The following is a 12,274-nucleotide window of genomic DNA, read 5'->3' on the forward strand; positions in this document are numbered from 1 at the left end:
TTTGCTACATATATTATGAATAAAAGTATACCCTTCTGTCAATAAAAAAAGACTGTCTGTCAATTTATCTTCAATCATACCAATATATCTCGATATTTAGATCTTCATTGTCATTCAGTCTTTTTATATTTTTGTTTTAAATCATACCGACGTGTCCATTTCCACCGATTATGCAACCAAAACCAATCTTCTGGATGTGCTTTAATATGGTTCTCTAATATATCATTCAATTGTTGTGTAACCCGATATACAGCATCTTTTTTTGCTTTGCCCGACAAAGGTGTAGATTTTTCTGATACAAAAATAGGTGGATGAATCGTAATATCATATTGATTCCATGCTCGTTCTGTAATAAATATAGGATAAATCGGATAATTTCCTATACTTGCTAGTTTCGCTGGACCATCTGCGGTTAATGTTCTTTGCTGAAAAAACTGAACAGGAATACCCGTCATCCCCGGATCTTGATCCATCAACAAACCAATATAATGCCCGCTTTGTAATAACCGTACCATATCCCGAATGCCTGTTTTATAAGTTACATGCTGCCGCATCAATCGGCGATATTCATTAATAAATTTATCAGCACCTTGACTATTTTGCCTCTGAGCAACCGAGATTAACGGATATCCTTCCATCGCAAGAGCGGCCCCTAATACTTCCCAATTTCCTGCATGAGAAGCCATAATAATTGCACCTGTTCCTTGTTTTAGCTGCTCATCCAAATACGCTTTTCCATGCCAAACAATATTTGTAGAAAATCCCTTCGTCTTGTACAAAGGATAGGTCAACACCGATACAATCATCGTGCCAAAACGCACCGTGCTTGCTTTTGCAATCCTCATTGCTTTTATAGGATCTAATGTTAACCTACAATTCAAAATTTGTTGTTGAGCCAATTTTTTTCTCTTCTGAGGTACTAATAACCAAAATAACCTTCCTAGCCATTGTGCGCTTTGCCGTCTGCCTGAATACGACAGATGACAAAGAATAAAACTTAACACTTTCATTGCTATATACATAAGATCACCTATGCGTGTTTTGTTTCTAATTCACGTATTTTTTTTTCTAATGCCTTTATTTTTTTCACTAAGCTAGGCAAATGCTTTATATGTGCTTGTGTACGACTCCATTCCATATGTGGACGAGCTGGAAATCCCGCATATACGCCTCCCTTAGCAATATTTCCTGTAATTCCAGTCTTGCCTGCAAAAACGGCATTGTCGCAAATCGTAACATGCCCAGTACATCCCGTTTGCCCAGCAAACGTAACATGATTTCCCGCTTTTGTACTACCGGCAATACCCGTTTGAGCAATCAAAAAACAATCTTCTCCTATTTCCACATTATGCCCTAAATGAACTAAATTATCTATTTTCGTTCCTCGCTGAATACATGTCGAACCCAATGTCCCATTATCAATGCAAGTACAAGCTCCAATTTCTACATCATCGCTAATATCCACATTTCCAATTTGAGGAATACGAATATGTTTACCATTTTTCGTAGCAAATCCAAATCCCTCTCCCCCAATAACAGCATGTGCACGAATAACCGCATTTTCTCCAATACGACAATTTTCATGGATAACAGCACCGGGATAAATAGTTGCACCCTTTCCAATTTTAACATTGTCCCCTAAAAACACATACGGATAAATGCTACAATTATCCCCTATTTCCACCTGTCTCCCAATGACTACATATGGCATAACAGCTGTATTCTTTCCTATTTTAGCTGTCTTATCAATAATCGCAGTAGGATGAATTTCAGCTACAATTTCTTGACGCGGGTGAAATAGAAGAAGTAGTTGAGAAAAAGCAAGCCGAGGATTATCTACAATAATTAATGTGTTATCTCCGGCTGGAACTTCTCGCTCAACGATAATAGCACCTGCTTTCACCTGTGGTAAATACTCTGTATATGGATCAACAGCAAACGTAATATCATGACCACCTGCCTCTTGTAATCCTTTTACATCATCAATGATAGTACTACCCATTCCCACATATGTACCACCTACAAATTCTGCCAATTCCTGTACCGTTTTTTTCACCACTCTAAACTCCTTTACTGCAATTTTGCAATGACTTCAGGTGTAACATCAATACCACCTTGAGGTGCTGCTTCTTTATATACAACAATTCCTACTTTTTTTTCTTTTGCAATCCCTGCTAATTGACTTTCTAATTGTGCTTGAAATTGTCGTTGCATACTCGTTGCATAGATTTGCATTTCTTGCTGTACTTGTTGTTCTTTTTTCTGATATTCCGCAGGAGAAAGTTGACTTTTCGCCGCAATCAACTCTTGCTGCTTCTGATTTTCTTTATTTTCAATATCTTTTTTTATCTTTTGTGCTGCTGGGGCTTTTTCCATAACCTGATTCATGTCCACCGTTCCCACACGATCAGCACTTCCACACCCAGCAATCATTCCCACCATTACAACCAACGAAAATCCTGTTATGATTTTCCGTATTTTCAAATTCATGCCAACTTCCTCCTGTCATCTTAAATTTGCAATAATGTCTACCATTCGCCATACTTTTATACGAGAAAAAACATTTTTACAATAAGATGTATTATTTTCTTCCTTCTTCTAACGCCAAGTAAATCCCTCTCAACCTAACAACTTATAAAAAATGACTATCCTTTCTGTCTATTGCCTTCTCATTAATGACCATATAACAAACCTCAGCTTATTATATGGGATGTTATGCCACGCCCTTTCCTGCCGATAGTCATCATTTATTTAGCTGGCGTATCACTCATTTTTTTAGCAACTTGTTCGGTAATATCTGTCCCTCCATACAATACAGCACGCTTATCTAAAACGACGCTCAGTCCTTTTGTTTTAGCGACATCACCGATAGCTGTTTCCACTTTAGCTTGTACTGTTTTAATTAATTCTTGATTTTTTTGTGCTAATTCAGCCTGCATTTTTTGGAATAATTCTTGTTTTTGTTCTTCTGTCATATTTGCCGATTGTTGTTCAAACTGTTTTTGCATATCTGAGCTGATTTGTTGCATTTTCTGCTGGGCTTCTTGAATGTCTTTATTATCAGGCGGTACAGCCTTACTCATATCTACAACCCCTATATTACTAGATGGTGCGGCATCTACAGGATTTCCCATTTGCATCACTGCCAAACCAGCAATACTTAGAACAAATATAACTGCAATCGCTGCTGAAAATACTTTTACATTTTTTTTGTTACCTAATTCTGACATCATAATAACATTACTCCTTTATTTTACATATATCCTAACAAACGAATCCAATGATCCGTTGATGACACCACATATTCTATCCCTAAATAATTACGCATCCGATGACGAAATCCCCATTCATTACGCTTCATCGTCATATTACGATCCCAGCGCCATTGCCATCGTTTTTGCCAATCAACATTCCCAAAAACATGTACTGTTTCATCTGCCGTTTCATACCGGATACCTAACTGCACCCGTTTGGCTTGACAAAAATATCCTAATCTCATATTCCATGTAAAATTACCTGGGCGTAACTGCACATCTGTAAAAACTTCATGCTGTGTCCCTATTTTTCTACCAAGATGAGCTTGTAACACTGTTTCTCCTATGTATTGATTCTGCGTTCTACCAATATCCATATACACTAATCCACGAATATCATATATCCGTGTTTTAGCCTGCAAATAAATCTGCGTTTTTTCCCCCACAAACAGCTTAGGTGTAACATTAATTTTGTATCTTCTAATGACACCTTGTTCAGACATGTCTTTATAAATTTGTTCTTGTATCGCCATACTATGCCGTTTAATAAAATCTATAGGTAATCCTTCCAACCCAGCATATTTATTTGCCACATTTCGTTGTGCCTGCAAAAAAAGAAGCTGAGGAACATGTTCTGATTCAACATTCGCCTCAACCTGTCGCACCACGGGCAATTTAGGAATAAAGAAAATGGTAACAGCACTAGTTTTCCCTGGTTTAATTGTAATATGGGCATAAAACTCAGGTAGCATATCGGCTATTTTTTTTTCTAATACCTCTTTAACCGTAAATTGTGCCCAATCTAATGACTCTATAGGAAGCCCCAATAAAAGATTATCGACAACTCCTTCTATAGATTGTATATCTTCTTGAATATAAGTTTTTCCTAAGGGAGTAACCGCTCCATAATCCATAGAAAGCGTTACCTTTTGAACCGTATCATTCCAAGGACGGATACGCACCATCAATTGCGTATCCGTTCCTGGTTTGAGAGAAATATCATCTACGGTATAACCAATTAAAACACGATTGACAATATCATTTAACGTACGGACATATGCCGCTTGTTGAGCCTTAATGGTCTGACTATCTTGATTTAATAACACATGATTGCCTACCGTTTGAATACTGGCCCCAATCCGTGCTTGCACAATAGGCGGCAACGTGTATTGTGCCGTTTTCACTGTAACCTGAACATGTGTAATGGGAGCAGCCGAAACTGGAAAAACGAATCCCATTAACAACATACATAACGGTATCCATTTTTTTTTCATCATACTGTCCCCCCATTATATTAGAATTTACCGCCAAAGCTAAAATGGAATTTACCTCCATTTTGTCCCCATGCATAATCTAATCGAACGGGACCAATCGGTGTAGTAACGCGGAATCCTAATCCACCTGCTGCATGTAATTTATTACCATCCTGGTATCCTTCAATATCTTGTGTGCCACCCCATGCATTACCTACGTCAGCAAACACAACCCCTTGAATTTTTTTTGCAATAGGATATCTGTATTCCAATGTTGCAGCATACATTTTCTTGCCTCTAAACTCATCATCTTCATAACCACGAATTGTATCCGCTCCACCTAAAGCAAATAATTCATTATAAGGAACCGAGCCAAAGCCTATACCACCCATTAAACGAAAGGCAAGCACACGTCCATTGCTAACTTTATGATATGTCCGTGCTTCAGCAATAAATTTTGTATACTTAAAATCACCGCCTAATCCATATCCAGTAACAATAGATGTTAAAGAGATGCGTTTTCCTCGTGACGGATCAAAAACATTATCTCGATTATCAAATACATGTGCCCATGTCAAGCTATGTGAACGACCAAAATTATTTTTTAAAAACTGTTTGCTCTTCACATCACCAGCAAGATAGTCTTTCCCACTAATAGCTCGCAAGTATTCGCTCTTCTTTAATTCCAAAGTAAAGTAATCTGCCGAATATTCACCCCGTGACCGACCATACGTAATCCCTAATCCTCGTGTTTTCTTTTCATACGTAGCAATGGCCTTGCCGCCACTACCATAATCAGTTTGTTGTCCCTTTCTATCATATAAACTAAATCCTAATGAATCGCCATATTTATTTAACCATGGATGTGTATATGATAAACTGTGGTTCTTATTCGAACGCGACTTGCCACCAAATTCCCAATTAATATTTACTTTATCACCCGTACCACGCAAATTCGTTTCACTTAAGCCTATTACTCCGACAAAACCATCCGCATCGGAATATCCTGCACCGATAGTAATAGAGCCTGTCTTTTGTTCTGCTACTTCAATTTCCAAAATAACATTTTGTGGGTCTTGTTGTCCTTGTAATAACCGCACATTAACATCTTCAAAATATCCCGTATTATAAATACGTTGGATACTACGGCTCACTAATTCTTTATTAAAAATATCACCCTTACCTAACCGCATTTCACGTAAAATAACATGAGCTTTCGTCTTTATATTACCACGAATACGAATATCTTCTATTTGGGCCTCCGAAATCCCAATACATAATACCCCAGAATCGTTCATTTTCACTTCGGAAACATGGCTAATCATATATCCCCAATTATTATATAATAAATTAATATTTGCAACATCCTTACTGAGGAAAGTCGTATTTAACGTCATACCTGGTTTAATGTTTAATAATTGATGCAATTTCGTTGCAGGAATAGATTTATTTCCTCTAATAGAAATACGAGTAATTCTCGGATTTTGTTTAACAACATAAATTAACTTCACGCCTTCTGGCACTACTTGAAAAGTCGGTTTTATCGTTGCAAACAATCCAGATGCACCCAATATATTAACATCATGCCGTAAATAATTCGCTTGCACTGCATCCCCTACTTGCAAGATAAACCGTTTTTTTAAGGCCGCTTCCAATTGCTTATCCTCAACATTGGCAACTTGAATAGAAGTAATCGTTTTCCCAATATATTTAGCAATATCAGCATCACTCACTTCATCTCCATAAGGCAAATTCATTTCCGCACCTGGCTGTAACACAGCAAATGGTTGAGATGGCACGCTTTGGTCAATCATAACATCTCCAATACCAGTAAAATATCCGACTGGTTTACCCTTAAATGTAGAACGCAACCCTGTTTGGGCTGACACTTCCGACGCTTGATTTGCTACTTGTGACATAATCGCGTTATTACTTTCCTGGTCTCCCTGTGTCGCTGCTTGTGTTATCGTAGGAGCCATCGTTGACATTTCTTGATTAGCTGCCCATGCAGGACCTGCCATCAATGCACTAGTTATCATTACCGTCAAAAGTTGTTTCGTACATGTTTTCATAAAATCCTCCATTATTCACTTTGTATTTCCGCACGTTGCAAACTGACTCTTGCCGCTTGTACGGTTTCTTGCATTTGTCTTTCTGATAAAATCTTTTCTTCTTTATCCTGTTTTGATGCTACTACTGGTTGTACCTCAGCAGTCCGTATTGGTATAGAAGAAGGCTGATGTTTTGTTTCCCGATGTGTCTTTACATCAGAAAACACAATTGGTTCTGTCTGCGTCGTCTTTTTTTTCGTTTCCCCCTTTAACTCATGTGAAGTTATCGAAGCAGATACAGATGTTGTTTTTTGTACAGAAGAGGTCGATAAATTATTTTTTTCATTCAAAAAAAACATGCCATTATAAATAATAACTACTACTACACACAAACAGCTAAAACCTATCAATACTCGTTTTATACTGCTATAATATTGGTTTTGTTTGCGCATGTTTTTCATTTCCGCTTCAGCAAGCATCAAATTTAATTCCCCTTTAATCCCTGCATCAGTCGCAAAAGCACGCTCTGCTTTTTCTAACCAAATTCGTGCAGAACGAACATGTACCGCCATTTTTTTATCCCTCTTCTTCATAGTTAGCTCCCTTCTAGACTATGTTATTAAAATCCTATAAAGAAGCCTTTTTTTCAACAGATAAAAAGTTTCAAAATGAATATATTAACCATACATTCATTCTATTTGCTCTTTTTTACTCAACGACAATACTCATTTACTCTTCTTTTTCTCTCTCATCAATTGACTCACCATACCTCGAATCCGCCGAATGCCTTTCTGACGCAAACGATATACATAGGACACGCTAATTTGCAATTCTTCCGCAATACTTTTTTGTTGCCGATCTTGCAAGTATACGCCTGATAATACGACTTGTTCTTTTTCAGGTAAGCGTGCAAGTAATTTAATAACATCCTCAAAAAGAAGTTTATTTTCCGTTTGAGTAGTAACATCGTTAGCACTATCTATAATATAATCTTGGATCATATGCCCGTATTCGTCTTCCTCATTCAACGATTGATACATATGTCGTCCCTCGCGTTGCAAATAATGTAAAATTTCGCCACGAATACGGTGCACTGCATACAAAGAAAAGGCAATACCTTTTTCTATTTGAAAACGCTCCACCGCATCTATAAGTCCCAATGTACCCTCTTGAATAGCATCTAATTGCCATTCAGTCGGCATAGATAAATGGAGCACTTCTTTAAAAACCAATGGCTGATATTGCTCAATCAACTTTGCTCGGGCAGCAATATCTCCTTTTTCTTTATACGCCTTCCAAAGTCGCATTTCTTCTTCTCGCGATAAAAGAGAAATCGTATTGAGTTCTTTTAAATATGAAGTTAACATACAACTTCCCTCCCACATCAAAACATGTAACGATATGTACCACCTAAATATAATGACTTACGGGACTTCCAAGCATTCAAACTAAGTCCCCGCATTAAATCATATTCTACCCCTAAACGATTATCTTTATGATTTAAGCCAAATGCAGCAGTTAACATGATATTATCCCGTACATATTTACCCATTTCAATATTATAATAATTACGACTTAAATCCGTATTACGATCATTCAAATTTAATGAACCGTTCGTGACAATCAATCGATCCAATGATAAAGCCTGTTCTAATTTTTGTGTAATACCCAAACTATTCAGTGTCATACGAATACCTGAATCAAATAATTGATGTATACTTGTATCATCCAAAGTACTTAACTGTTTACCATTACTGTTTCGCAATGTGATCAACGATACAATTTGTGTTTTTGTAAGCGGTGGATTCGAACGCAATACCAAATCCATCTGATCTGCCGGGCCTCGCATAATCAATGTAACATCATATTGACCAACTTTACTATACCCTTCTATGTCCATCACGGGCAACAATGACTTACGTTGTGAAAAATCAGCTTGAGCCTTCGTTATCTTAAAATTGGTATCTAAATACCGAATAGACCCAGATTGGGCGACAAATTTTCCAACCGCATGAGGTTGTAAAGTTGTTCCTTTAAACGTAGATGTACCCTTTATCATTAAATCATATATTGCAGAATTATACAACCGCACTGCATTACCCGCCGTTACAGTGAAATCTAACCCAAGCGGGATAGTAAAGGTGCTGTCCGAAACCACTAAAGGAATACCCATAGTGACATGTTCCAACATAACATTTCCACTTAATTTAGGCATATTTTTTCCATTTTCAAGACGCATATGACCTTGGAGCGGTCCCTTATAGTATTTACTATCTACATACAAATGATCTGCATCAACTTGTATCTGATAAGAAGTAAACTGCCACCCCTTCCACGCGCCTTTACCCATAACCGTAAGATGTCCTGGCTTAGACGTGCTTTCTTTATCCATATCACCCGATATATTCATATTTCCCTTTTGTCCATTAAATGAAAGCACTCCCGTTAACTTCGTTAACGGATATTTCAAATCTCTAAACTGAATCATACCATCTGTAAAAGCAATATTCCCCTGCAGCAACGGATGGGACACAGTTCCACCTAAATTAAGCGTTCCCTTTACATCCCCTTGTGCTGATTTTACCAAAGGAGTGATAAACGTTAATGCATCTAAATTCGCATTATCCAATTTCAACGCAACAGACATCGGTTCCATAGAATCGGTTCTACGCAACGTTTCCAACGGAATCATTCCATTAGCACTAATACGATATTTACCCTTAGAAACATGCACTTGATTAAGAATTAATTTTCCTTCTTTAATATTTCCCAAGGCATATGCCTTACTAAAAGGAATATGATTAAAAGTTCCCTCACCTATCTGTAACGACACATCTGCCTGCACTCGTTTATTCTTTCGCCGCACATCTAGCACGACATCCATCGGGGCAACAAGAGGAATATTATCTCTACCCAAAACAGAAAACAACGCTTTTGAAGAAACGTTTTTCAACGCAATCTGCATGTTAACAGGTCCATTTGTCGTATATACCCCTTTCGCAGCAAATATAGTTTGACCACTCTTAAATGTAAACGTATTGATATCTAACTTTTTATTATCATACATAATATCAATAGGAGCTGGCTCTACAGAATATCCTGCAATATTTCCTTCAGAAATCCAACCCCTCACGGCAATTTTAGGATGCGTCAAATAACCGTCAAGAGATATATCACCATCTACCTGCCCAGTGATATGTTGCAATGGAACATTACTAAATTGAATCAAGCTAGGTATATTCCCCTTTTCAACATGCCCTTCTCCGCGTATCCGCTGCGTTGCAATATCATACTGGAGCCACGAACTAAACGTACTCTTCTTTTGACGAAACTGAAACGACTGCAACGCAATTTTTTTTCGATGATAATAAATATCGCCCTGTATATCTGTCAAAAGAGTATCCCGAATAGCAAATTGTTTTCCGCTAAAGCGTCCTTCTAAAATCGGATCTGTTACCGCCCCCCTCAAATGAAGTTGTAATTCCATCTTACCCCGAGGAATATTGTCATTTTTTTTAAGCAAGCGATATACATCTATATTCGTGCCACTTAGAGATACATCACATGTCTTTCCTATATTACCCTTAAATAAGAAATGTGCATCATAAGCGGTACCGCTTCCTTCTTTAAGTGTCCAAATAGAATTTTTTCTCGTATAAGTACTTTTAATTTGTTGATACAAATATCCTTTAATAGAGCCATCCCATAAGGATATATTGCCCTCTATTTGAGGATTCATTAAAGTACCCCTAATCCACATTTGGTTATTAACCCATCCTGTAATGCGTGGCAACGATTGAGGCACAGCTTTTAATAAATCTTCTACACGCATTTTCGTTGTATCAACACGAAGATTTACTCGATTATTCTGAATATTAATATCTCCTTGAATTGTATGGCGTCCTTCGTCATATTTCCACACCAAACGAGGAATGTGTATTTGTTTTCCTTGCCCTTGTAATACGCCGTCCACTTCATCATATTTCATTGAAGCAATACTTCCGCGTTCAGCATGTATATTTCCATTCCATTGCCATAATTTACCTACTATATGACCCGACCCATTAAGCAAACCATGAATGCATATAGGTAATGAAACGCCTAATTTATGCACTGCGATTTGTTGTGCCTGCACCCATACATTAGGCGTATTATGTATAATGTCAACCTCTCCATGGGCTAACAAATAACCGTCACCTAAACAAGCTCGTAAAGAATGTATGAAAACTTTTCCTTGCTGATATCGTCCTTGAAAACGCATCGTGGGAATATGTACCCCGTAAACATTCAACCGCGTACCTTCGCCCACCATTTGCACATTTAAATTGTGCCAATCCAATCTTCCGTTTAGTAAGACATCCGCTGCTGTAACCGTTCCCTCTATAGACGCTGGGATCTCTGGAATATGCCGTAAGTCAAGAGAAGATATGTGGGCCTTTCCCCTTATTTTCTTTTGCTGTATAGCATAAGAAAATTGACCTTTTATCTGCCCATTTCCTATCTGTGCTTGCACATTATCAAGAGAAATATAATTCTGATCTGCTTTAATATTCATGCCCATCTGACGCACATGTAATTGTCGATACTGTCCATTCCTTATCTTTAAACGACCTAACACATGAAAATCATCAATTGAACCATTCACGGTTCCAGAAAAATCCATCTTTCCCCGTATATCCTTAGGTATATACGCATGAAAAGCTTGCATATTGGCATGTCTAAGATCTATTGCCATTTGTACCGTTGGTGAGGTCCCTGAAAAATTGATTTTTCCTGCAATTTGAAAATCCTGTCCATTTATCAACCCTTGAATACGTTGTAATTTAATTTCCTTCGTATTAAAAACAATGTGTCCCTGGCTTTTTGCAAAACGTATATTTTTTATAACGCCTTGAAGATGTTGCAAATCTACTTCTCCTCGAATTTGCATAGGCCCATTTTTCTTTGTTATCCCCAACTGTATCTGCTGTAACTTTCCCTGCTCGATAACGCCTGACAGCTGCTTAGCACTAAACACATAATTTATCCACGGAGCATCAATTTCATCGCAACGAAACTGACCTTGCCATACATTGGGATTCGTATACTGACCTAACATACGAAATTTTTTCCCTTGCAATGTCCCTTCACTAGAACCAACCCATTGCGAATTACTATTTTTTTTCACAGTACCACTGCAAGTTTCGATCATGACAAGTTGTCCATCTGCTAATCTCAAGCGTACAGTACCATCATGAAAAACTACATTACCACCAAACCTAGATTCAACCGGCCGATTGTCCTTTTTCACTAAAGCCAACACATTCCATGTATGATCTTCCTTCTCTTGCCATACATGGACTACTGGTTTTTGTATTTCAATCAGATCAATAGCTTCTACCATGCTTTGCCCTTGTAAAACACGAATCATCTTAAAAGGACTAACTTGTATAGACAGATGATTACTCGTTAGTACGAGGCGACCTTTATTATCTTTGACAAATGGATGTTGCAATATAATTCTCCCTCTCCAGTCCATAGAAAGAGCTGCAAATCCACATGTTCCATTTAGCTTTTTATTTATTGTCGTCTGTATGATCGTAGATGCCTTGTATATCATAGCCGGTTTTGCCACTTGAAACATCCCCAGCACCAAAACCACACTTACGCCTACCGCACCTATGACAATTTGTCTTTTTCTCACCTTAGTCACCCATCTATACTGCCTATCTATTAT

At 37.7% G+C, this 12,274-nt stretch carries 9 protein-coding genes; all 9 read right to left on the reverse strand.

Annotated elements, in window-relative coordinates; translation table 11 throughout:
• Window positions 1-110: 110 nt before the first annotated feature.
• The 9 genes from HMPREF3182_RS07080 to HMPREF3182_RS07120 all read right to left on the reverse strand — a co-directional run bounded on the left by HMPREF3182_RS07080 (window position 111) and on the right by HMPREF3182_RS07120 (window position 12,241).
• The gene (locus HMPREF3182_RS07080; protein WP_062486552.1) at window positions 111-1,022 is read right to left on the reverse strand and encodes a lysophospholipid acyltransferase family protein; all 912 of its coding nucleotides are present in this window, start codon (window positions 1,020-1,022) and stop codon (window positions 111-113) included.
• A gap of 8 nt (window positions 1,023-1,030) precedes the next feature.
• Window positions 1,031-2,056 carry a UDP-3-O-(3-hydroxymyristoyl)glucosamine N-acyltransferase gene (gene lpxD / locus HMPREF3182_RS07085; protein ID WP_062486555.1) on the reverse strand — a complete coding sequence of 342 codons (1,026 nt, stop codon included), beginning with the start codon at window positions 2,054-2,056 and terminating at the stop codon, window positions 1,031-1,033.
• A gap of 14 nt (window positions 2,057-2,070) precedes the next feature.
• The gene (locus HMPREF3182_RS07090; protein ID WP_007392664.1) at window positions 2,071-2,490 is read right to left on the reverse strand and encodes an OmpH/Skp family outer membrane protein; all 420 of its coding nucleotides are present in this window, start codon (window positions 2,488-2,490) and stop codon (window positions 2,071-2,073) included.
• Between the two features lie 257 nt (window positions 2,491-2,747).
• A complete protein-coding gene (locus tag HMPREF3182_RS07095; RefSeq protein WP_062486558.1) occupies window positions 2,748-3,233 on the reverse strand; it encodes an OmpH/Skp family outer membrane protein in 486 nt (161 codons plus the stop codon).
• 20 nt (window positions 3,234-3,253) lie between these two features.
• Window positions 3,254-4,531: a hypothetical protein gene (locus HMPREF3182_RS07100; RefSeq protein WP_156439321.1), complete on the reverse strand. Its 1,278-nt coding sequence runs from the start codon at window positions 4,529-4,531 to the stop codon at window positions 3,254-3,256.
• Window positions 4,532-4,548: 17 nt separating this feature from the next.
• Window positions 4,549-6,579: a BamA/OMP85 family outer membrane protein gene (locus tag HMPREF3182_RS07105; RefSeq protein WP_062486564.1), complete on the reverse strand. Its 2,031-nt coding sequence runs from the start codon at window positions 6,577-6,579 to the stop codon at window positions 4,549-4,551.
• Window positions 6,580-6,590: 11 nt separating this feature from the next.
• Entirely contained in the window at window positions 6,591-7,151 is a 561-nt protein-coding gene (locus HMPREF3182_RS07110; protein WP_156439322.1) for a hypothetical protein, read from the reverse strand.
• A gap of 132 nt (window positions 7,152-7,283) precedes the next feature.
• Window positions 7,284-7,925, reverse strand: coding sequence for a sigma-70 family RNA polymerase sigma factor (locus tag HMPREF3182_RS07115; RefSeq protein WP_007392648.1), 642 nt, complete (start codon window positions 7,923-7,925; stop codon window positions 7,284-7,286).
• Window positions 7,926-7,942: 17 nt separating this feature from the next.
• Window positions 7,943-12,241 (reverse strand): translocation/assembly module TamB domain-containing protein, encoded by a 4,299-nt coding sequence (locus HMPREF3182_RS07120; RefSeq protein ID WP_062486569.1) that lies wholly within the window; start codon window positions 12,239-12,241, stop codon window positions 7,943-7,945.
• Window positions 12,242-12,274 lie beyond the last annotated feature (33 nt).

Origin of the sequence: Megasphaera hutchinsoni, assembly GCF_001553405.1 — a bacterium.
In the GTDB taxonomy this organism is placed as follows: Bacteria; Bacillota; Negativicutes; order Veillonellales; family Megasphaeraceae; genus Megasphaera; species Megasphaera hutchinsoni.

Coding starts and splice junctions, on each gene's coding strand:
- HMPREF3182_RS07115 (WP_007392648.1), bottom strand. CDS start 7,925: ATGTTAACTTCATATTTAAAAGAACTCAATACGATTTCTCTTTTATCG.
- HMPREF3182_RS07105 (WP_062486564.1), bottom strand. CDS start 6,579: ATGAAAACATGTACGAAACAACTTTTGACGGTAATGATAACTAGTGCA.
- HMPREF3182_RS07090 (WP_007392664.1), bottom strand. CDS start 2,490: ATGAATTTGAAAATACGGAAAATCATAACAGGATTTTCGTTGGTTGTA.
- HMPREF3182_RS07095 (WP_062486558.1), bottom strand. CDS start 3,233: ATGATGTCAGAATTAGGTAACAAAAAAAATGTAAAAGTATTTTCAGCA.
- HMPREF3182_RS07100 (WP_156439321.1), bottom strand. CDS start 4,531: ATGATGAAAAAAAAATGGATACCGTTATGTATGTTGTTAATGGGATTC.
- HMPREF3182_RS07080 (WP_062486552.1), bottom strand. CDS start 1,022: ATGTATATAGCAATGAAAGTGTTAAGTTTTATTCTTTGTCATCTGTCG.
- HMPREF3182_RS07110 (WP_156439322.1), bottom strand. CDS start 7,151: ATGAAGAAGAGGGATAAAAAAATGGCGGTACATGTTCGTTCTGCACGA.